This is a genomic window from Streptomyces sp. NBC_00075, assembly GCF_045041225.1.
GTDB classification, from domain to species: Bacteria; Actinomycetota; Actinomycetes; order Streptomycetales; family Streptomycetaceae; genus Streptomyces; species Streptomyces adonidis.
Genome location: NZ_CP108243.1, coordinates 6,363,107 through 6,382,994, shown reverse-complemented (window position 1 = coordinate 6,382,994; position 19,888 = coordinate 6,363,107). Strand labels below are relative to the sequence as shown.

The following is a 19,888-nucleotide window of genomic DNA, read 5'->3' as shown; positions in this document are numbered from 1 at the left end:
GCGCGGGTCGGCGGCCCGCATCCCGTAGCGCCACGCGCACGGCCCACCTCCTGCCGGACGACGGTCCGGTTGCACGGCATGGGTCAACATGACGCAGAGCATGATGACCGCATGACAGTGAACATGACGATGAGCCTGCCCGACGAGGTGGCCGCCTTCGTGAAGGCCAAGGGAAACGCCTCCGCGTACACCGCCCGGATACTGCGCCGCCAGATGCTCTCCGAGGAGCTGGAAAAATCCGCGCGGGTGCGGGCCGAGGCCGGAATCATGACCAGCGCTGCGGAACCCGCCGAAACCGAGGACACCACGTTGGAGCGCTGGGCACGGGTGGCGGGCCGGTGAAGCGCGGACACGTCTACCAGCTTTCTTTCTCCGGAGGTCCGGCGCACGTCCTGGTGATCTCATCCGATGCACTGAACGCTCAGAACAAGACCGCCACCTGCGCACTGATCTACCCGCAGCAGGTGCGCGAGGCGACACTCGTCGACATTCCCGTCAGTGCCCCCTCTTCGGGCACCATCGTGCTCGGCGAGTTCCGCACTTTGTCCGCCCCTCGCTTCACCGAGGATCTGGGACCAGTGGACGAACGGGTCATGGGGGCCGTCGAGATCGGGCTTCGCGCCGTCTTCGACCTGTAGCTCCCCGATACGACTCAGAGCGGAAGTGGCTGTGGCTGAAGTGGCCGAAGTGGCCTGATTGTTGGCGCGCCGATCCATTGTGGCCGTACGCAAGCGAGCGCAGCATTCCCTCCGGTTCGGATCAAGGGGGAGACCATGATGGTGACGGCCTACGACAACGGTGCGCTGCCCGCCGCAGAGCGGGTTCCGCACTGGCACGACCACATGAGTCGTTCACTCGCGGCGTCCGACCTCTACGTCCACCGTCCGAACGAGTTCCGGGCGTCGATGAGATTCCTGGATCTGGGCACCGTGCAGGTGAGTCACCTGTCGTTGTCGACCATGCGGTTCCAACGGACCCCGAGGCTGATCCGCGAGAGCGACCCCGAACAGCTCTGTGCCGGGCTCATCCTCAGCGGCAGGCAGGCACTGTCCCAGCACGGCCGTGACGCCCTGCCCGGCCTGTATGACCTGGTCCTCTACGACACCTCCCACCCCCACCAGGGCTGGGTGTCCAACGGTGAGGGTCTCGCCGGGAACCTCGTCGTCCAGATCCCCAGATCCCTGCTCGCACTGCCCATGAACCGCGTCCTCGGCCTCACCGCCGTTTCGCTGACCACGCAGCGCGGTGTGGCGGCGCTGCTGGCGCAGTTCATGCTGCGGCTGTCCCAGGACGCCGACCAGTTCCGGCCGACGGACGGACCCCGACTGGCCACCGTTCTGGTCGACCTGCTGTCCGCGACCCTCGCGCACGAACTCGACGCCGGACGCGCCCTGTTGCCGGAGAGCCACCAGCGCGTATTGGTCCTGCGCATCCAGGCGTTCATTCGGCATCACCTGGCCGATCCGGAGCTCAGCCCCGGACTTGTCGCCGCGGCCCATCAGATCTCCCTGCGCCAGTTGCACCGGCTCTTCGAGCAACAGGACACGACAGTGGGCGCGTTGATCAGGCGGCAACGCCTGGAGCGCTGCTGCCACGACCTGGCCGACCCGTCACTCGTCTCCCGCACCATCCACTCCATCGCCGCACGGTGGGGTTTCCGCCGCCCCGCCGACTTCACCCGCTCCTTCCGCGCCGCGTACGGAATGCCGCCCAGCGACTACCGCGCCCTCGCGCTCCCCACCGGTACCCCGAGCCACATGACACCCGGCACGCAACGCTAGGCACTGGGCGCCGATCGCTAACGACCTTCCGGGCTGCGCCGCACAGGATGGCCGAGGAGCGGGGAGATCAGCTCCCCGTGTTCTCAGGAGGACGCCTGATGGCAAGTTCCAGAGTTTCCCGCAAGGTACGTCGCACGCTGGGTGTTTCCCTCGCCGCCCTCGGTCTGGCGGCCGGCGCCAACCTGGCCACGGCGACCCCGGGCAGCGCCGTCGCGGCGATCAGCTGCAGCGGCTGGGGCCACAGCAACAACGACTCCGGCGCGGGTTACTCCACGGGCACGTACGCCCTGAAGACCGGCCCCTACGCCGCTTGCGGCAACACCGGCCAGACGTACGCCGGGACCTACCTCTACTACCACTGCTACGTCGTCAACGACTACGGCAACACCTGGACGTACGCGCGTATCTCCGGCACCAGCACCGAGGGCTGGTTCTCCGACGACAACCTCGACGACGGCGGAGCAACCGCGGCCTGCTGACCCCGGCACTGCCCCACAGGCTCCGCGGCCCGCACCCCCGCCTCGCTCCGAGGTGGGGGCGCGGGCCACGAACGTTCTCGGCATGGGCGCAGCTTCCTCAAGGGCCGTCATGATCTCCGGCGAGTTCCTGATCCGAACCCGGTGGCGGTAGGCCCTGATTACGGCCGCGGGACCCTTGAAGCCATTGGTCGGGGAGGCCCCTATGGCAGCCGCCAGCTCCTCCTCGAACCGCTCCCGGTCCCCCGGGAAGCCATAACGGCTGAGCGCACTGTGCAGGTCGTCCACGGTCCGGATCTCTGGGAGCGGCATCTCTCCCCAGGCGTGCTCGGGCTGTGCGCTCATGATCTGCTCCTATGAACGGGCGTGGCCCCACACTTCTCAATATGGCGCCGCTCACGGAAGGCCGACAGGGCGTGATCACCCGGGCACCTCCGTCGGTCCGCAGTCGGCCCACAGCATCTTCCCGCCCTTCGACGCCCCCAGCTCCCGCAGCACCGACACCCCCCACGAGTCCGCACACGCCCGTACGAGATGCAGCCCGCGTCCGCCTTCGGCGTCGTCCGGGGGTACGGAGGCGGGGGCGCCCTCGTCTCGGAAGCCCGGCGGGACCCTGGGGTCCGTGTCCCACACCGCGACCCGGAGACGGTCCGGTTCCGTGGCGAGGAGGCGGAGCATGTACGGGCCCCTGGTGTGGAGTTGGGCGTTGGTGAGCAGTTCGGAGGCGAGGAGTTCCGCGGTGGGGGTCAGGTGGGTGAGGTCGTGGGCGGCCAGGACGGTACGCAGGGTCGCGCGGGCGATGCCCGGTGCGCGGGGATCGTGCGGGAGCTGGAGGGCGTAGCTCCAGGAGGGGGATGACGGCGATACGGTGGCCATCGGAAGTCTCCGATCACGGAGGGGAGTTGGATGGTGTTGCCCAGTGACCGTGGCCGCTCCGTCGAGCGGGGTGCTTCTGGGCGGGGGCGCCTGGTATCCATAGTAGGGTCACGCAAGGATTACTTTCACCTCATGACCGGATTCCTTTAGAGTTCCACTCGTGTGGGTGACGTCTCAACTCGGGACATTTTAGGGAGATTTCAGACATGGCAGGCAGGGCAGCTCCCACCGCCCGGCGCACACGGCTCGGCGTCGAGCTGCGCAAGCTGCGCGAGCGCGCCGGCATGACCACCACGCAGGCGGCTGCCTTGCTGGGCACCAGCTCCGGGCAGCTGAGCAACATCGAGGTGGCTCGGTTCGGCGTCAGCGCGGACCGCGTACGGGTGATGGCGCGCACGTACTCCTGCACGGAACCGGCGGTCGTCGAGGCCCTCGTCGCCATGATCGGGGAGCGCAAGCGCGGCTGGTGGGAGGAGTACCGGGACATCCTCCCGCCCAAGCTGCTCGACCTCGCCGAGATCGAGCACCACGGCACCAGCCTGTACGCCGCACACAGCATGCACATCCCCGGCCTGCTCCAGACCGTCGACCACGCGCGCGAGATCTACCGCCAGGCCGTCCCCGAACTGTCCCCGCCGGAGATCGAGCACCGCGTCTCGTTCCGGGTCAAGCGCCAGGCCGTGCTCTACCGGGATCATCCCGTCCCCTACCGGGCGGTGATCCACGAAGCGGCCCTGCGCATGAAGTTCGGCGGCCCGGACGTGACCCGCGCCCAGCTTCAGCACCTGATCAAGGTGGGCGAGCACGAGCACGTGACGATCCGCGTGATCCCCTTCGACGCGGGCTCCTACCCCGGCTCGGGCCAGTCCGTCTACTACGTGAGCGGTCCCGTACCCACACTCGACACCGCGCAGCTGGACCAGTCCCATGGCCCCGTGTTCATCGACTCCGAAGCCCAACTGGCCCAGTACCGGCTGCTCCTCAAGCGTCTGGAGACCGCCACCCTCCCCCCGGCGGAGTCCCAGAGCCTCATCCACGACATCGCCCACGACTTGTGAAGGACCCCGAGATGCCCGCCACCACCTGGCAGAAGTCCTCCTACTGCGCCCAAGGCGAGGCCTGCGTCCATATATCCGTCACCGCCGAAACGGTCCTCCTCTCCGACTCCGCAACCCCCTCCCCCTCAGCAATCCTCACCACCACCCACCCCGCCTTCACCGCCCTCATCCGCATGCTCACGAAGTAGCGTCAGGCTCCAACCACTGCAACGCGAACCACAGTTCCATCCGCACGCCCGGATCCTGGAGGTCGACGCCCAGCGCCTCGCCCACCCTGGCCAGGCGGTGCCGCACCGTGTTGCGGTGGACCTGGAGCGTCGCGGCCGTGCGGTCCCAGCTGCCGTGGAGGGTCAGCCAGGTGTGGAGGGTGTCGAGGAGGATCGCGGCGCCCGGGGTGCCCGCCTCGGCGAGTGGGGCGAAGCGGGTGCGGGCCAGGTCGCGGGCGTCGGCCGGGGTGACCAGGGCGTGGACCGTCAGCGGGTCCTCCGTGTGGACGGTGGCCGGTAGCTGCGCGGCCAGTGCTCGTTGTAGGGCCCGTTCCGCCTGGCGGTCGGCCTGGGGGAGGTTCGAGGCGGATACGGGCGTGCTGAAGCCCAACGTCCAGCCCAGTTCCGCCGCTTGGGCGGGAGCCTCGGGGCGGGCGTCCGGTTCGCCGGGGATCAGGGCCTTCAGGTCGGGGCCGTCCACGTACAGGTACGGGGTGCCCAAGGCCGTTCCCAGGGTGGCCAGTTGGGCCGGGTCATCGCCCGGGGAGACCGAGCGGGCGTGGCGGCCGTGGACCACTGTCCAGTGGCCGGCATCGAGGGTGGGGGCCACCTCCGCCGGGGTCGCTCCCAGCATCAGCCGTACCAGCGCGCCCGCGCCTCGGGTGTCGGTGCCCAGGGCGTGGCGGGGGCTGGTGAGCAGGGCCAGCAGGACCGTTGCCGTGCTGGTGATCTGGCGGTGGACCGGGGTCGGGGCCGTGGTGGTGGCCTGGCCGAGGGCGAGGGTCGTAGTGGTGGCGGTGCCGTCGGGGCCGGGGAGAGTGTGGACGGTCAGGTGGGTGCCGGTCTGATGGTCCGCCGCCGCGGCCGGTGCGGAACCTGCGGCACCGCGCGTGCGTACGGCCAGGTCGCGCAGGCGTTCCGGGGTCGGGGACGCGGGGCGGGGGCCCGCGCTGAAGAGTTCGTTGCCGTGGGCGTCGTAGAGGACCGCCCAGGCGCCGGCGTGCGCGGCGAGCCGGTCGAGGACGGCCCGTAGCGCGTCCGGCCGGGCCGCTGCCGTGGCCAGTGCCGACTGGGCCCGGGAGATCTCGCGCAGTTCGCGGGTGCGGACCTCGGCGATCGCCGTGTACGTGGCCTGCCCGACCGCCACGAACGGGGTGGCCGGCGGGATGCGCAGGAGCGGGAGGCCGTGGCGGTCGCAGGCGGCGACCAGTTCGGGCGGCACCTCCTCGTACACGGGGGCCACGCCGAACCCGAGCGCGCTCACCCCGACGGCGGCGACCTGCCGTACGTACGTATCGATGCCGTCCGCGTCGCGCGGCAGCCGTACGCCCGCGGTGAGGAACAGTTCGCCGCCCACCAGATACGGTGCCGGGTTCTCGATCTCCGTCGTGCCGACCGTGCTCACGCGACGGTCCTCTGCGGGGCCCGCGATCTGGCGCAGGCCCAGGGCGGGATCGGCGAGCAGTGCGCTCAGCGGTACGGACGGCTGTTCGGACGGCCGTTCGGGCTCGGTCATCAGGAGACGTCCCTTCTCCCGTTCTCCCGTGCGAGTGCCGGAATCGTCCAATGGGATTCTCCATATTGGAGGAATCCGCCACTTCGGCACCAGTACCGCCCGCCGCTATCGTCGTGCCACCCACAGGGCACCACCCCCGCCCTCGCACCCCCCGCGCGCGCATCTCCCTTCTCCGGCCCGGCCCGCACCCGGTCGCCGACATCCCCCCTCCCCTCTCCCTCGTTCCCCGGAGGATCTGATGACCGTCGACTACCTCGTCATGGCCGCATACCTGCTCGGCATCGTCGGTGTCGGGTGGTGGGGCAAGAAACGTGCCGCTTCCAAGAGCGACTTCCTCGTCGCCGGCCGGCGGCTGGGCCCGCTCATGTACACCGGCACGATGGCCGCCGTCGTCCTCGGCGGCGCCTCCACCATCGGTGGCGTACGACTCGGCTACACGTACGGGATATCCGGCGCCGCCATGGTCTTCGCCATCGGGCTCGGACTGCTGGCCCTGAGCGTGTTCTTCTCCGCCCGTATCGCGCGCCTCAAGGTCTACACCGTCGCCGAGATGCTCTCCCTGCGCTACGGCGACACGGCCGCCGTGATCTCCGGCGTCGTGATGTGGATCTACACGCTCATGCTGGTCGTGACCTCGACGATCGCGTACGCCAGTGTGTTCGACGTCCTGTTCGACGTGCCGAGCTGGGTCGCGGTGCTCATCGGCGGGACGATCGTCGTCGGCTACTCGGCGCTCGGCGGGATGTGGTCCATCACGCTCACCGACATGGTGCAGTTCGTGGTCAAGAGCCTCGGGGTGCTCGTCCTGCTGCTGCCCATCGCCGTCGTCAAGGCGGGTGGCTTCGGCGCCATGGCCGACAAGCTGCCGGACGGCTTCTTCTCCCCGACCTCCATCGGCGGCCAGACCATCTTCACCTTCGTCCTGATCTACACCTTCGGCATGCTCATCGGGCAGGACATCTGGCAGCGGGTCTTCACCGCCCGCTCCGACAGGGTCGCCGCCTGGGGCGGTACGGTCGCCGGCGTCTACTGCCTGGTCTACGCCCTGGCCGGAGCCGTCATCGGCATGGCCACCAAGACCCTCTACCCGAGCCTCGCCGCCGCCGACCAGGCGTTCGCCACGATCGTCCAGCACGCCCTGCCCACCGGGGTCAGGGGCCTGGTCCTGGCCGCCGCGCTCTCCGCGATGATGTCCACGGCGAGCGGCGCGCTGATCGCCTCCGCGACCGTCGCCAACAACGACATCTGGGCCCGGCTGAGCCGACGTAACCGATCCACGGCTACGAGTGCTCAGGACAGCGACGAGATCAGTGCCAACCGGCTCGCCATCGTCGTCCTCGGAGTCGCCGCCATGGCCATCGCCGTGGTCCTCAGCGATGTCATCGAAGCCCTCACCGTCGCCTACAACCTGCTCGTCGGCGGGCTGCTCGTGCCCATCCTGGGCGGGCTGCTCTGGAAGCGCGGCAACCTCCAGGGCGCGATGGCCTCGATGATCGCGGGCGGTACGACGGTCATCGCGTTCATGGTGACCGACGGGCTCCTCGCCAACGAGCCGATCTACTACGGCCTGTTGGCCGGCCTCGTCGCCTACGTGGCCGTCAGCCTCCTGACCGAGCCGACCGAGGAAGCCGTCGTCGAGGCATGGCACCGCCGCCTGGCGGGCGAACCGGCCCCGGCCGCACCGGAGTTGAGCGTGGCCTGACCGGCCGTACCGGAAGCCTCCCCCTAAAAAAACCCACCCGCACCCACCCGCACCCGCACCCGCACCCGCACCCGCACGTGCCGTACCTCGTCGAAAGGTCCCCATGTCCGGCCCCGCCGTCTCCCCGGAAGAACTGCGCCTGCGCCGCGAACTCGCCGCGGTCTACCGCCTCGTGGCGCACTTCCGGATGACCGACCTGATCTTCACGCACATCTCCGTCCGGCTCCCGGGCCCGGAGCAGCACTTCCTCATCAACCCGTACGGTCTCCTCTTCGAGGAGATCACCGCGTCGAACCTCGTCAGGATCGACCTGGACGGCCACCCCGTCGGCGAGAGCCCCCACCCGGTCAACCCCGCCGGCTTCGTCATCCACAGCGCGATCCACGCGGCCCGGTCCGACGCCCACTGCGTCCTGCACACCCACACCAGGGCGGGTTGCGCCGTCGCGGCCCAGGAACACGGGCTGCTCCCCCTGAACCAGATCTCCATGGAGTTCTACGGCAGGCTCGGCTACCACGACTACGAGGGCGTCGCCCTCAACCTGGCCGAGCAGAAACGCCTGGTCGCCGATCTCGGCGGTCACCCCGCGATGATCCTGCGCAACCACGGCCTCCTCACGGTCGGCGAGACCCCGGCCCAGGCGTTCCTGCGCATGTACTACCTGGACAAGGCCTGCGAGATCCAGACCACGGCCACCGCGTCCGGCACCCCGCTCGTCATCCCCGGCCCCGACATCTGCGAACTCACCGCCCGCCAGCTCACGGGCGAGGACGACAGCTCGGACCTCCAGGACGACCAGGCGTACGCCCTGGCCTGGTCGGCCCTGCTCCGGCTGGTGGAACGCATCGCCCCGGACTACAAGGACTGACGAGGACTGACGAGGACCGACAAGGCCGGCAAGGGCTGGCAAGGGCCTTCCCGGGGCCGGGGAGTAATACTGGGGCGGGACACGGGAGGGTCAACCGGCATACCGGGGTGGGTGCGTGGACAGTTTGCGGCAGACGAACGCCTCGGCCACGCGTCCGGCCGGGGAGACCGTGATCGGGGCGGTGGCCCGATGACCGCCCCGCGGACCGCCGAGCCGGCCACCGACCCGTTCGTGCATCCCGCCCTGTTCTACCGGGGCGAGGAGGAGTACCTGGACGGCACGGTGCCCTTCGTCCGCGAAGGGCTGAAGGCGGGGCAGCCGGTGGCGGTCGCCGTGCCCGGACGGCAGCTGGACCTGCTCAGGGAGAGCCTGGACGGGGACGCCGCGTCCGTGTACTTCGTCGACATGACCGAGGCGGGCCGCAACCCGGGCCGGATCATCCCGAGGGTGCTACGCGCGTTCGCCGACGCCCACCCCCGCAACCGCGTACGGATCATCGGGGAGCCGATCTGGCCCGGCCGCAGCAGCGTCGAGTACCCGGCGTGCGTGCAGCACGAGGCGCTGATCAACCTGGCCTTCCAGGGCCGGGACGTGACCATCCTCTGCCCGTACGACGCCGAGCGCCTCGACGAGAAGGTGCTCACCGACGCGTACGCCACCCACCCCGTGATCGTCTCCGGCGGAAGCGGAACCCGGCGGCCCAGTCCGTCGTACGCGCCCGGGGAGGTCATCGCCCACTACAACCGGCCCTTCCCGGCGGCTCCCCCGTCGGCCGAGCCCCAACTCTTCGGCGTCGACGAGCTGCCGGTCGTCAGGCACTACGCCGTCGCGCGGGCGGCGCGGCTGGGCCTGTCCGGCGTACGACTGGACGATCTCGCCCTGGCCGTGGCCGAGTTGACCACCAACAGCGTGGTGCACGGCGGCGGCTCCGGCACCCTGCGGATCTGGGCCGAGGACGGTCAGGTGGTGTGCGAGGTCCGCGACCGCGGACGGCTGACCGATCCGCTCGCCGGACGCCGACCGGCCGCCCGGGACCAGCGGGGCGGGCGCGGCCTGCTGCTGGTGCACACCGTCACGGACCTGGTCCGGACCCACACCGGCTCCGGCGGTACGGCCGTCCGCGTCCACCTCCGTATCGGCCGCTAGCCGGACGCCGCCGACCGCTCGACGCCGTTTCCCCGCCGAAGGTTGCGCAGGACGCTGTTGCGGACATCACGGGTGGATTTGACCAGTCGTTCATGTACGGACATGCACTATTCCAGGTGGACCACTCATCGCACGGGGGAGACGTCCATGCCTCGTCGTCGTTCGGTGCTGGGCGCCTCGCTCACCGCCTGTCTGCTGGCCTGCCTCGCCTGCCTCACCGGATGCGGCGCGGCGGACGGCGGGGTACGCGTCGAGGGCCCGGCCCCGTCCCGGATCCCCTGGTCGGGACCGGTGTACGTACTGGACTGGAAGTCCCTCGCCTGGCAGCACCCGGACGTGATGGACCTGACCGGCCGGACCGTGCTGTACGGCGTGGAGTGGCACGGCTGGGGCTCCCCCCGGGCCACCGCGACGGCCACGGTGGTCGACTTCGCCTGCGCCGGCGGCTGCCCCCACCACGACTACAAGGGCTTCCCCGTCTCGATCGCCTTCAGCGGGCTGGTGGAGCGCCAGTACGCGGCGTACTACAGCCGCGCGTCCGTCACCCCGGTCCGGCAGCCGGCGCCCGGCTGGGCGGAGGACACCAGCCGTGTCCGGCTGCATGTGCCGAAGCCCTGACGACCAAGCACTGAGACACCGAAGCCCTGACCATCTCGCCCATCCCGAAGGGACGCCCATGCCCGACATCCTGCTCGTCGAGGACGACGAGATGATCCGCGAGGCCACCCGGCTGATATTGGAGGGGCACGAGTACCAGGTCCGTACGGCGGCCGACGGTGTCACCGGGCTCGCCCTGTTCCGGGAGCGCCGGCCCGACGTGGCGGTGCTCGACATCATGCTGCCGGGGCTCAACGGGGTGAGCCTGGCCGGCCGTATCCGCGAGGAGTCCGGGGTGCCGGTGCTGCTGATCTCGGCGCGCAACGACCCGGTGGACGTGGTGATGGGCCTGGAGGCGGGCGCCGACGACTACGTGACCAAGCCGTTCGACGGCCCGGTCCTGGTCGCCCGGATCCGCTCGCTGCTGCGGCGCGCGGCACCGGCCGAACCGTCGCCCGAGCGACCGGAGACATCGTCGGCCCAGGCCCAGCACTTCGGCGACCTGGCCTTCTGCCCGGTGACCCTGGACGTACGGCGGGACGGGCGGCCCCTCTCGCTGACCACGACCGAGCTGAAGCTGCTGCGGGAGTTCACCGCCTCGCCCGGCACCGTGCTCACCCGGGACCTGCTCCTGGAGCGGGTGTGGGACTACGCCTGGTCCGGCGACACCCGGGTCGTGGACGTCCATGTGCAGCGGCTGCGCGCGAAGATCGGCCGGGAGCGCATCGAGACGGTGCGCGGCTTCGGCTACAAGCTGCGCGCATGAGACGGCCGCCCGGCGTGCACGTCGGTACCAAGGTCGCCCTCGCCGTGGCCGCCGCGGCCCTGGCGGTGGCGTCCGTGGTCGGCGTCCTGGTCCACCGTCTCACCGCCGCGGACCAACTCGCCACCGCCCGCAATGAGTTGGACCAGCAGCTGATGAGTGCCGCGTACGACTACGCGGCGGCCCGCAAGTCCCCGGCGCGGATCGATCCGCCGAACCTGCCGGCCCCGGTGGCGAAGGCCGTGCGGGACGGGGTCCGGGTGACGTATCTGCGGGACGGCTCGCGCCCGGTGCTGTGGGCGGCGACCCGGGTCTCGGACCGTGAGGTGCTCGCGCTGTCGCGGTCCTACGTCCCCGAGGCGCGGTCGCTGGCCACGCTGGACCGGACCCTGGCCGCCGTGGGCTCGGCGGCCACCGTCGTGGTGTCCCTGGCGGGTCTGTTCCTCGGGGTGCGGATGGGCCGCCGGGCCACGGCCGCCGCGCGCACCGCGGAACGCATCGCGAACGGCGACCTCGACGCCCGGGTCCGCCCCGACGGCCGGGACGAGATCGCGCGGCTGTCCGCCGCCGTCGACACGATGGCGGACGCGCTGGGCGCCCGGCTGGAGGCAGAGCGCCGGGTGACCGCCGACATCGCGCACGAACTGCGTACCCCCGTCGCGGGCATGGCGACCGCGGTCGGGCTGCTGCCGCCGGGCCCCGCCACGGACCTGATCGGGCGGTCCGTGAAGAACCTGCGCGGGCTGGTCGAGGACGTGCTGGAGGTGGCCCGCATGGACGCGCAGGTGGCGGTGCTGGAGACCGAGCAGCGGCAGGTCAGCGCGATGGCCCGGCGGGCGGTGGCGGGACTGGCGGAGACGGGGCCGGCGGCGGGACTGGCGGAGGTGGAGGTCCGGGTGGTCCGGGACACGGTCGTGACGACCGACCCGCGCCGCGTCGAACGCGTCCTCGCCAATCTGGCCTCCAACGCGCTGCGGCACGGCGCCCCGCCGGTCGAGGTCGAGGTGGACGGCCCGGTGGTGCGGATCCGCGACCACGGGTCCGGCTTCCCGCCCGACCTGTTCGCGGTCCTGCACACCTCCGGGCCCCAGCGCTTCCGTACGACCGCCCCGGGCACCGGAACCGGCCTGGGGCTGACGATCGCGGTCGGCCAGGCCCGGCTGCTGGGCGCCGGGCTGGCCTTCCGCAACCGTCCGGAGGGCGGGGCGGAGGCGGTGCTCACGCTGCCTGATCGGACCTGAGCGTGAAACCGGCCTCCTGGGTGACGGTGTCGACGATCGCCAGGAACGTCGCCAGCTGCCGCGGGTCCTCGTCCACGAGGAGCAGACCGGCGTCCCGGACGAGAACCGTGAGGGGGCCGTCGGCCGACCCGGTCACCGTGCGGAGACACTCCTCGAAGGCGTCCCAGTTGTGCCCGAAGTACTCCGGGAAACCGAGCACTTCGGCCCACTCGGCGAACAGGTCGAGGGCGGTGCGGCAGTGGCTGCCGCGGACCTCGGGGCCCTCCGTCATGACGTCCTCCTACCAGCGGCCGAGGTAGTGGAAGGAGCCGTAGTGGTCGAACGTCGCGTAGACGTGGCCGTTGCGGACGTTGCGGACGATGCGCTCCCGGCCGCGGCTGGCGGTGGTGGTGCTCCACGAGTTGACGTCGTACTCGCGGTAGACGGCGTTCGAGCCGCTCGCGTTGTTCTGCGTGACGTGGTGGGACTCCTCCAGGTTCTCGATGCGGTGGTCGCGGTCCTGGAAGACACCGCCGTACACGATGTAGTGGTGCTCCGGGCGCCAGCTGCTGCCGGTCTCGAAGTGGTACCAGGCTCGGGCGTTCGCGCTCGTGTTGCCGGGCCAGCCCTGTCCGGGGTAGCCGGTCTGGCCGCGCATCACGAGGTGGTAGCGGTCGCCGGACGCCGTACTGATCCCCTCGTTGCTCCAGAAGGTGGCCGCGGTGGTCGCGCCCCGCCACTGCTGGGTGGAGACACCGGCGGGCTGCGAGCCGCGCGACGGCAGGGGGTCCGCGGCCGGGCCCGGGGCGGGGCAGGTCTGGCCCGGGACGCTGGCGCAGCTGGGGCCCTCGGCGGCGTGCGCGGTGGCCGACACACCGACACCACCGACGGTGAGGCCGAGCAGCACGGCCGGGACGGCGACCTTACGGGCGTGGGCGCGGAGGCGGGCCGACAGGCTCCGCCCGGAAGTTGGGGACATGGTGGCTCCCTGGTCTGTTCTCGGGTGTCCGCCGGGGCAGTACGCCCCTGGCTGGGCCCAATGACAGCGGCCGAATGTCTCGGTGGTCCGGCGGCCGGATCACACATGGCCGCCGGAAACGACGTACGGCTGTTACAGAGATGCGGAACGGCTGCACGAAGGCGGACGGGCGTTACGCACGGACTCACTCAGCCGTCGCCGGTCCCGGAAGCGAACTCGTTGTTGTCGTCGTTGGACTCGGGCAACGCGTTGAGCGGGTCGAGGGCCACGGTGTAGGCGCAGATGAGTAGTTCTCTCCGGGTGTCGTAGCACTCATCGGGGATGTCGTACGGAACCTCGTTGTAGTCCAGGGCGGGGATCGGGTCGACCGGCAACGTCGTCGGCGGGCCGTCGCCCATGGTGACGTCGAGCTCGGACCCGACGGCGTCCCCGTCTCCGATGTTGTCCACCCTGATGAACAACTGGGGGATCTCCCCGGAGAGGCGTACATCGGGGTCCGTGAGGACGGTGAGGTCGGGGAGGCCCACCGCCGTCGCCCTCAGGGTCAGCCGGGCCGGTTTCCCGGAGGCGGAGTGCGGGATTTCCAAGGTGGCCGACTTGGCACCGACGGCCTCCGGGGCGAAGGTCACCGTGAGGGTGCACTGGTTCCCGGCCGCCAGGCTCACGTTGTCGCAGGTGCGGGAGACCGTGAAGTCCGCGGCATCGGTTCCGGTGATGCCCGGGGTTCCGATCACCAGGCTTCCGCCGCCCGTGTTGGTGACGGTGATCGGCCCGGATCTGCCCTGGCTCCCGACGCGTGTGCCGGCGATGGTCGTCGCGGTCGGGGAGATACCGGCCGCCGGGTTGAGGTTCGGGCCCACGGTGCCGTTGCTCGTGCCGGTACTGGAGCCCGTGTTCGTACCGGTGCTGGTTCCGGTGCTGGTTCCGGTGCTGGAGCCCGTACCGGTGCTCTCCGTGCCTCCCGCCGACGAGGTCGTACCGGACGTCGTCGCTGAGGTGCTTTCGCCGCCTGGGCCGTCGGACCCGATGGGCGGCGTGGACGTAGGCACGTCATCGGGTTCGTTGCCGGACAGCAGGCCGCCCAATGCCTGTTGTGCCCCCGCCACCAGCGCGACGACCGCGACCGCGGCGGCCGCGTACGTCAGAATCCGGCGGACACCGCGCCGCACGGGGCCGTTGCCATGGCCGCCGTCGCCGGGCGGCGGGGTGATGATGCCGAGGTTGTGCCGGGTGAGCTCGGCGCCCGCCGCGTCACCGGCCGTCCGCCGCAGTTCCAGCGCCCGGTTCAACAGCCGGTACGCCTCCTCGGGGCGCCCCTCGCCGTACTCCAGCGTGCCCTTCTGGTGGGTGAAGTAGGCCTCGGAGGCGGTGTCGCGGACCCAGCCCGCGGCCTCGATGCCCTGGTCCAGGACATCGCGCCACGCCTCCCAGCGCCCCCACGCGAACAGCACCGGATCCGCCACGCGTACGAGTCTCACCACGAGGCCCCACTCGCGCTGTTCGGCCAGGACACCGAGGAGCGACACCGCGCTCTCGACACCGGACCCGGCCTCCGGTCCTGCGGGGTCCAGGGACCCCAGCCAGTCGCACAACCCCCGCACTGCGGAGGCGAGTTGGATGTACCGCAGCAGTGTCTGCCGGTAACCCTCGGCCCGGCAGACGGGCAGCCCGAACCGGTCGTCGGAGCCTTCCACGAGGCCCCGGCCGTGCAGCGTGGTGAGGAACTGGGCCGCGTACGCGATGTCGCCCATGCCGCCGATCACCACCGAGGGCAGCTGGGCGCCCGCGGCGACCGTCAGTACGGCGAGCGCCCGCCGCTCCCCGTCCGACATCCGGCCGAGGCTTCGCCGGTCGAGCGCACCGGCGTCGCGTTCGGCGATCTCGGCCAGGTGGTCGAAGGTCAGGCGCGGGTCCTCACGTTCCAGGGCCGCGGCCTGTCCGAGTTGCAGCGGGCTGCCGGCCACGGCGGCCACCAGCCGTCGTACGCCCGGCAGTTCATGGTCGAAGACGGGTCTGCCGAGTTTCCTGGCGAGCAGGTCCCGGGCGGCGTCAGCCGAGAGCCCGGCCAGCGGATGAGTGCTGCCCCGGTCGCCCAGCACCGGCCGCTGACCGGCGAACACCAGGTCGCAGCCGGGGAGTTCGGCGGCGAGGGAGCGGGCGAAGGCGGGGTCGGCCGGGATGTCGTCGAGCAGCAGGATCGCCCGGGACCCGCTCACCAGCCCCGCGCACGTCTCCCGGGACAGCCGGACCGGGGTGTCGGTGACGTAGAGCCGATGCACCAGCATCTGTAGCACGTCCCCGCTCTTTTTCGCGCCGACCTCGAAATGAACCCGGGGAACCGAGATCCCGCGCCCGTGCGGGCCGGGCAGGAGACCCTCCGCAACACTCCGCAGGAGTTCCGTCTTACCGAATCCACAGGGCGCATGAACCTCGACCGGAAGCCGGGAGTGAATTCCGCCCCAGATCCGCGCATTGTCCTCCTCCCGCCCTACCGGCACCGGGGCAGGGGGCCTGAGTGGCTGGGCAGAGCGCAGGGTGTGCGAGGGATGCACGCGAAACTGGATACGGTCGATACGGTTGCCGCGACCCGACACCAGAGTGACACTGGAATCGCCTAAATAGAGAACTGCCATCGAAATCCCCCGATTTTTGATGAGCCATCGTGGAAATCGTGGAATTCAATTGGGCCGCGTGTCAAGGTATTTCAGATCGCTCAGTAACTCAGTCGCACGGCTTTCGGTAGTCGAAGTCCGGGAGCCGGCGTCGCCAGCCCTCGCGGGTGAGCGGTGCGCCGGATGTCGCGCAGGTCCGGGCCGCCGCGGCTGTCGCGTCCGCCGACCACAGACGCACCACGCTGCCACTCGCGGTCAGGACGCGCCGCCCGCCCTCCGTCGGCGCGGCCCCGGTGAAACTCTCGCCAGGGGCGCGCAGGGTCACCCGTACGACGGGACGGTACGGATCGATCACGTTCCACAGGGCGGCGGTGCCGTCCTCGGCGGCGCTGAGCAGCGTGCGTCCGTCGGCGGCGAAGGTCACGCGGGTGACATAGCGGGTGTGCCGACGCGGTGGCTCCGGCAGTTTCCGCGGCTCGCGCAGCGCTCGGCGCGGGTCGACACGCCACAGCTGGACCGCCCCGTCCTGCCCGCCGGACGCGAGCAGCCCGCTCCGCGGCCCGGCGAACGCCACTGTCGTCGCGATCCCTTCGTGAGCGGGCAGTTCGTGCAAGGGGACCTCACGCATCGGCAGTCGGCGCGTGGGGTGTCCATCGCGGCGCGTGGGGTGTCCGTCGCCGTCCCACACCCGCACCTTTCCGTCGCTCTCCGCCGTGGCGACCAGCCGGCCGCCGAGGCCGAAGGCGACATCGCTCACGCCTGCCGTGGAGGGCGTGGTCAGGTCGGCCCGCCGTAGCAGGGTGGCGTCGGGCCGGACGTCCCACAGGAAGGTGTGGTCGTCGTAGCTCGCACTGGCCAGACGGGTGCCGTGCGGTGCGAAGGCGAGCGCGGTGACGTCCTCGTCATGGCCTTCGACCCGGTCCAGCAACCGGGGACGGGCCGGCCGGGTCACGTCCCACAGACGTACCTGCCCGTCGGCCGTGCCCGTGGCCAGCCGCCGTCCGGCCGGGTCGAAGACCACCGCCGACACCCCACCCGCGTGCTCCAGTCTCCCTACCTGCTTCGGGCGTTCGGGAACGGAGACATCCCACAGCCGGGCCGTGCCGTCGGTGGACGCGGTCGCGGCGAAGCCCCGTCCGTCGTGCGTGGCGACGTCGGTGACAGCACCGGTGTGCCCCAGAAGAACGGGCAACGGAAACCGCCATGCGTGGGCCGTGCCGCCCGCGTCGGCTCCGGTGAACAACGTGGCACCGTCCGGCGCCCAGGCCAGCGACTGCAACGGCGTCGGATGCTCCAGCGTGAGCAGTACGGTTCCTGTCAGCGGGTCCCGCAGCAGCAGCGCTCCGCCGCTCGCAGCCTCGGCGAGGAGGGAGCCGTCCGGGCTGTAGGCCATCCCGGCGGCGAAGTTACCGGCATGCTCCCCCTCGGCCCGGGTCCGGCAGACACCGCGCCGGTCCAGCGCGCACATCCACAGGGAGCCGTCGTCGAGACCGATGGCGAGCCGGCGGCCGTCCGGCGCCAGCGCGGCCTCGGTCACCCGACGCCCGGGGAACAACACCGTGTCCGCGTGGGCGTACCGGCCGTCCGCCCGCCGCGCCCACACCACCGCCGCGCCCGCCTCGTCCGCCCCGTCCCCGGTGGCGATCAGGGACCCTTCGCGGCTGACCGACACGGAGACCAGGTTCTTCCGTCCCGCGTCGAGCCCAGGCAGCGGGACCGGCCGGACCGGGTCGCTCAGATCCCATCGCCGCAGCACGCCGTCGGCACAGGCCACCGCCACGGTCCGGCCGTCGCGGGAGACCCGTACGTCACGCCCGCCGCCCACCGCCCACAGCAGCGGGCCGGGGGTCGGCCGCAGGGAGCCGTGCGTACGCCAGACCCGGATCTCCCGGCTGTCCGCGATCACCAGGGCCCGCCCGCCATCGGCCTCACCCGCACCGGCGAACGCCATCCCGTACACCACGCGCGGTGGCCGGAACCTCAGCTGAGCCTCGACACGCGCCCGCGTCCGGGTCAGGGGCTGCCGCCAGACGCGTACGAGACCTTCGCGGGTGCCCAGTGCCACCGTCCCGCCGGCGCCGAACGCGATCGCCGACACCTTGTCGCCGTTGCCCCGCAACGGGACGGGATACGGCAGCCCGGAGTTGCCACTCACGGCGTCCCGCGCCTGCGGCGCCCCGGGATCCTCTCGGTACGCGGCGACGGCGAGCGTGGCGGCCAGCGCCGGGTCGGCGGAGCGGAGCGCGCCCGCGCCCTCCGCCAACGCGACGGCCCGTGCGGCCTGTTGCCCACGGTCGGCTGCCTTCCCCTCCCGGACCGCCACCGCGCGCTGGTCGACGGCGACCACGGCGACGAGTACGACCACCACCACGAGCCCGATCAGGGCAGCCAGGGCCCGCCGCAGGCGCCGCAGTCCGCGTCTCGCCTCCCGGTCGCTCGCCGCGAGGAAGGCCTGCTCCCGCTCGTCCGCCCGTCCCGGGTGATCGGCGGCCCACTGGGCGGCGACGCTCAACACGGCTCCCTGCCACAGGAGTTCGGACCGCCGTCCATGCCGTTCCCAGTCCTCGGCGGCCTCCGTGAGCCGTTGCCGGGTGCGCAGCCCCGCCCGGTCGGCGTCGATCCAGCCGGCCAGCCGTGGCCAGGCCCGCAGCAGAGCCTCGTGGGTGATCTCCACCCGTGCGCTGTCCACGGTGAGCAGCCGGGCCCGGGTGAATGCCTCCAGCGCCGGCCCGGCCTCCTGCCCCAGCGCGGAGCGCTCGACGCACCGCCGGCTGTCCCCGCCCTCCTCCCCCACCTGCACCATGCGCAGAATCAACTCCCGGGCGGCGGCCCGGTCTTCGGGACGCAGATCGAGATACGTGCGCTCGGCGGTGGTCGCGACCGCGCCCCGGATTCCGCCCGTGCGTCGATAGCCCTCGACGGTGAGCCGACGGCCGGTGCGCTGCTGCCAGGTCGCGAGCAGGGCGTGCGAGAGCAGGGGCAGGGCGCCCGGGTCGTAGCCGTGTCCGCCCGGGTCGAGGTCGTGCAGCAGTACGGCGAGCAGGCCGGGCTCCAACTCGGTGCCCGCCAGTGCGGCCGGGCGCTCGACCGTCTCCGCGAGTTCGCCGCGGCTCATCGCGCCGAGCGCCAGGGGCCTCCGTTGCAGGGCCCGGACCAGCCCGGGGTGGGTGAGGCAGCGGTCGAAGAAGTCCGCGCGCACGGCCAGGACGGCCAGCGGCAGCGCACACAGCACATCGAGGTACGCGGCGCGCTCGGTCTCGTCCTCGCACAGGGTGAACACCTCTTCCAACTGGTCGACGACCAGCAGGACATGCTCTGTCCCGGGCGGTACGGACCCGGCCCGGACGCGTTCGGCGAGTGCTCGTACGTCCGTCGTCCCGAGCGGCTCGGTCAGCGCGCGGACGAGGGCGTCCACCGGACGGGCGGTGGGCGTCACGACGACACACCGCCACCGCCCGTCCGACGCACCGGGGGACACCCGGGGATTGCCCGGCGGCGCGGGCAGTTCGCCCCGCGCCACCGCCGGCAGCAGCCCCGCCCGCAGCAGCGACGACTTGCCCGAACCCGACGCACCGAACACGACGACGGGCCCGCCGCCACGCACGGCCGACGCCACCCGGTCCACCAGGTCGGTGGTGGCCGCCGTACGGCCGAAGAACCAGCGCGTGTCTCCGACCCCGAAGTGGGCGAGCCCACGGTACGGGCAGGGTGTCGCGCGCTGGCCGGGCAGCGCGGCGGGGGTCTCGCACAGCGTCCGCAGTTCGCCACCGGCGTCGAGAGCGACGTCGAGGGCGACCGCCATGGCGAGATGGGCGCGCTTGCGGCCGTGCTCGACGTTCGAGAGATGACCCTTGCTGTACTTCGTCAGCCGCGCCAACTCCGCCAGTGACACTCCGCGCTCGTTCCGAATCCGCCGCAGGGCCTTGCCGAAGGCCTCGTCCCCCGTCTTCTCCTCCACCGCGTTCCCCCAGGTCATCACATGTATTCCGGTACCCCGGAAAGTGGGATACGGGCCGCTCCTAGCGTGCACCGCGGCGGCTGGGCAGTGTGGTGTCAGCGGGCCGGATCAGCACTTTGAGTGACGGTCT

At 71.5% G+C, this 19,888-nt stretch carries 18 protein-coding genes; 12 read left to right on the top strand and 6 right to left on the bottom strand.

What is annotated here, in order from left to right; all coding sequences use genetic code 11:
• The first annotated feature begins 111 nt into the window (after positions 1-111).
• The 4 genes from OG787_RS27955 (at position 112) to OG787_RS27940 (ending at position 2,260) form a co-directional block, all read left to right on the top strand.
• Positions 112-342, top strand: a complete 231-nt coding sequence (locus tag OG787_RS27955) for a hypothetical protein (protein WP_369032288.1) — start codon at positions 112-114, stop codon at positions 340-342.
• Complete coding sequence (locus OG787_RS27950) at positions 339-638, top strand: type II toxin-antitoxin system PemK/MazF family toxin (protein ID WP_405536820.1); 300 nt, start codon at positions 339-341, stop codon at positions 636-638. Before OG787_RS27955 ends, OG787_RS27950 begins: the two co-directional genes overlap by 4 nt.
• A 135-nt stretch (positions 639-773) precedes the next feature.
• On the top strand, positions 774-1,781 hold the full coding sequence (locus tag OG787_RS27945) for a helix-turn-helix domain-containing protein (protein ID WP_369032286.1): 1,008 nt from the start codon (positions 774-776) through the stop codon (positions 1,779-1,781).
• Between the two features lie 98 nt (positions 1,782-1,879).
• Positions 1,880-2,260 carry an SH3 domain-containing protein gene (locus tag OG787_RS27940; protein ID WP_405536818.1) on the top strand — a complete coding sequence of 127 codons (381 nt, stop codon included), beginning with the start codon at positions 1,880-1,882 and terminating at the stop codon, positions 2,258-2,260.
• A 417-nt stretch (positions 2,261-2,677) separates the two neighbouring features.
• On the opposite strand, the gene OG787_RS27935 is transcribed toward OG787_RS27940, so the two are convergent.
• On the bottom strand, positions 2,678-3,133 hold the full coding sequence (locus tag OG787_RS27935) for an ATP-binding protein (protein ID WP_405536817.1): 456 nt from the start codon (positions 3,131-3,133) through the stop codon (positions 2,678-2,680).
• Between the two features lie 206 nt (positions 3,134-3,339).
• On the opposite strand from OG787_RS27935, the gene OG787_RS27930 reads away from it, so the two are divergent.
• Positions 3,340-4,191, top strand: coding sequence for a helix-turn-helix domain-containing protein (locus OG787_RS27930; RefSeq protein ID WP_405536816.1), 852 nt, complete (start codon positions 3,340-3,342; stop codon positions 4,189-4,191).
• 11 nt (positions 4,192-4,202) lie between these two features.
• The gene (locus OG787_RS27925) at positions 4,203-4,379 is read left to right on the top strand and encodes a DUF397 domain-containing protein (RefSeq protein ID WP_405536814.1); all 177 of its coding nucleotides are present in this window, start codon (positions 4,203-4,205) and stop codon (positions 4,377-4,379) included.
• On the opposite strand, the gene OG787_RS27920 is transcribed toward OG787_RS27925, so the two are convergent.
• Positions 4,369-5,913 (bottom strand): PucR family transcriptional regulator, encoded by a 1,545-nt coding sequence (locus OG787_RS27920; protein WP_369032281.1) that lies wholly within the window; start codon positions 5,911-5,913, stop codon positions 4,369-4,371. The two genes, OG787_RS27925 and OG787_RS27920, sit on opposite strands and share 11 nt — an antisense overlap.
• A 238-nt stretch (positions 5,914-6,151) precedes the next feature.
• On the opposite strand from OG787_RS27920, the gene OG787_RS27915 reads away from it, so the two are divergent.
• The 6 genes from OG787_RS27915 to OG787_RS27890 all read left to right on the top strand — a co-directional run bounded on the left by OG787_RS27915 (position 6,152) and on the right by OG787_RS27890 (position 12,230).
• On the top strand, positions 6,152-7,615 hold the full coding sequence (locus OG787_RS27915; RefSeq protein ID WP_369032280.1) for a sodium:solute symporter: 1,464 nt from the start codon (positions 6,152-6,154) through the stop codon (positions 7,613-7,615).
• Positions 7,616-7,718: 103 nt separating this feature from the next.
• Complete coding sequence (locus tag OG787_RS27910; protein ID WP_369032279.1) at positions 7,719-8,483, top strand: class II aldolase/adducin family protein; 765 nt, start codon at positions 7,719-7,721, stop codon at positions 8,481-8,483.
• 189 nt (positions 8,484-8,672) lie between these two features.
• Entirely contained in the window at positions 8,673-9,629 is a 957-nt protein-coding gene (locus OG787_RS27905) for an anti-sigma factor RsbA family regulatory protein (RefSeq protein ID WP_405536812.1), read from the top strand.
• Positions 9,630-9,776: 147 nt separating this feature from the next.
• On the top strand, positions 9,777-10,247 hold the full coding sequence (locus OG787_RS27900; RefSeq protein WP_405536811.1) for a hypothetical protein: 471 nt from the start codon (positions 9,777-9,779) through the stop codon (positions 10,245-10,247).
• Between the two features lie 58 nt (positions 10,248-10,305).
• Positions 10,306-10,992: a two-component system response regulator CseB gene (gene cseB / locus OG787_RS27895; RefSeq protein ID WP_405536810.1), complete on the top strand. Its 687-nt coding sequence runs from the start codon at positions 10,306-10,308 to the stop codon at positions 10,990-10,992.
• Positions 10,989-12,230: an ATP-binding protein gene (locus OG787_RS27890; RefSeq protein WP_405536808.1), complete on the top strand. Its 1,242-nt coding sequence runs from the start codon at positions 10,989-10,991 to the stop codon at positions 12,228-12,230. The genes cseB and OG787_RS27890 overlap by 4 nt, the downstream gene beginning before the upstream one ends.
• Here the strand turns inward: OG787_RS27890 and OG787_RS27885 are convergent.
• The 4 genes from OG787_RS27885 to OG787_RS27870 form a co-directional block, all read right to left on the bottom strand.
• Positions 12,208-12,501 carry a barstar family protein gene (locus OG787_RS27885; protein ID WP_405536807.1) on the bottom strand — a complete coding sequence of 98 codons (294 nt, stop codon included), beginning with the start codon at positions 12,499-12,501 and terminating at the stop codon, positions 12,208-12,210. The two genes, OG787_RS27890 and OG787_RS27885, sit on opposite strands and share 23 nt — an antisense overlap.
• A 9-nt stretch (positions 12,502-12,510) precedes the next feature.
• The gene (locus tag OG787_RS27880; protein ID WP_405536806.1) at positions 12,511-13,188 is read right to left on the bottom strand and encodes a hypothetical protein; all 678 of its coding nucleotides are present in this window, start codon (positions 13,186-13,188) and stop codon (positions 12,511-12,513) included.
• A gap of 188 nt (positions 13,189-13,376) precedes the next feature.
• A complete protein-coding gene (locus OG787_RS27875; RefSeq protein ID WP_405540600.1) occupies positions 13,377-15,473 on the bottom strand; it encodes a choice-of-anchor D domain-containing protein in 2,097 nt (698 codons plus the stop codon).
• 436 nt (positions 15,474-15,909) lie between these two features.
• Complete coding sequence (locus OG787_RS27870) at positions 15,910-19,776, bottom strand: helix-turn-helix domain-containing protein (RefSeq protein WP_405536805.1); 3,867 nt, start codon at positions 19,774-19,776, stop codon at positions 15,910-15,912.
• Positions 19,777-19,888 lie beyond the last annotated feature (112 nt).

What these genes read in the sequence shown, in the direction of transcription:
- OG787_RS27955 (WP_369032288.1), top strand. Translation starts at nt 112, where the DNA reads ATGACAGTGAACATGACGATGAGCCTGCCCGACGAGGTGGCCGCCTTC.
- OG787_RS27945 (WP_369032286.1), top strand. Translation starts at nt 774, where the DNA reads ATGATGGTGACGGCCTACGACAACGGTGCGCTGCCCGCCGCAGAGCGG.
- OG787_RS27940 (WP_405536818.1), top strand. Translation starts at nt 1,880, where the DNA reads ATGGCAAGTTCCAGAGTTTCCCGCAAGGTACGTCGCACGCTGGGTGTT.
- OG787_RS27935 (WP_405536817.1), bottom strand. Translation starts at nt 3,133, where the DNA reads ATGGCCACCGTATCGCCGTCATCCCCCTCCTGGAGCTACGCCCTCCAG.
- OG787_RS27930 (WP_405536816.1), top strand. Translation starts at nt 3,340, where the DNA reads ATGGCAGGCAGGGCAGCTCCCACCGCCCGGCGCACACGGCTCGGCGTC.
- OG787_RS27925 (WP_405536814.1), top strand. Translation starts at nt 4,203, where the DNA reads ATGCCCGCCACCACCTGGCAGAAGTCCTCCTACTGCGCCCAAGGCGAG.
- OG787_RS27920 (WP_369032281.1), bottom strand. Translation starts at nt 5,913, where the DNA reads ATGACCGAGCCCGAACGGCCGTCCGAACAGCCGTCCGTACCGCTGAGC.
- OG787_RS27915 (WP_369032280.1), top strand. Translation starts at nt 6,152, where the DNA reads ATGACCGTCGACTACCTCGTCATGGCCGCATACCTGCTCGGCATCGTC.
- OG787_RS27910 (WP_369032279.1), top strand. Translation starts at nt 7,719, where the DNA reads ATGTCCGGCCCCGCCGTCTCCCCGGAAGAACTGCGCCTGCGCCGCGAA.
- OG787_RS27905 (WP_405536812.1), top strand. Translation starts at nt 8,673, where the DNA reads ATGACCGCCCCGCGGACCGCCGAGCCGGCCACCGACCCGTTCGTGCAT.
- OG787_RS27900 (WP_405536811.1), top strand. Translation starts at nt 9,777, where the DNA reads ATGCCTCGTCGTCGTTCGGTGCTGGGCGCCTCGCTCACCGCCTGTCTG.
- cseB (WP_405536810.1), top strand. Translation starts at nt 10,306, where the DNA reads ATGCCCGACATCCTGCTCGTCGAGGACGACGAGATGATCCGCGAGGCC.
- OG787_RS27890 (WP_405536808.1), top strand. Translation starts at nt 10,989, where the DNA reads ATGAGACGGCCGCCCGGCGTGCACGTCGGTACCAAGGTCGCCCTCGCC.
- OG787_RS27885 (WP_405536807.1), bottom strand. Translation starts at nt 12,501, where the DNA reads ATGACGGAGGGCCCCGAGGTCCGCGGCAGCCACTGCCGCACCGCCCTC.
- OG787_RS27880 (WP_405536806.1), bottom strand. Translation starts at nt 13,188, where the DNA reads ATGTCCCCAACTTCCGGGCGGAGCCTGTCGGCCCGCCTCCGCGCCCAC.
- OG787_RS27875 (WP_405540600.1), bottom strand. Translation starts at nt 15,473, where the DNA reads ATGCTGGTGCATCGGCTCTACGTCACCGACACCCCGGTCCGGCTGTCC.
- OG787_RS27870 (WP_405536805.1), bottom strand. Translation starts at nt 19,776, where the DNA reads ATGACCTGGGGGAACGCGGTGGAGGAGAAGACGGGGGACGAGGCCTTC.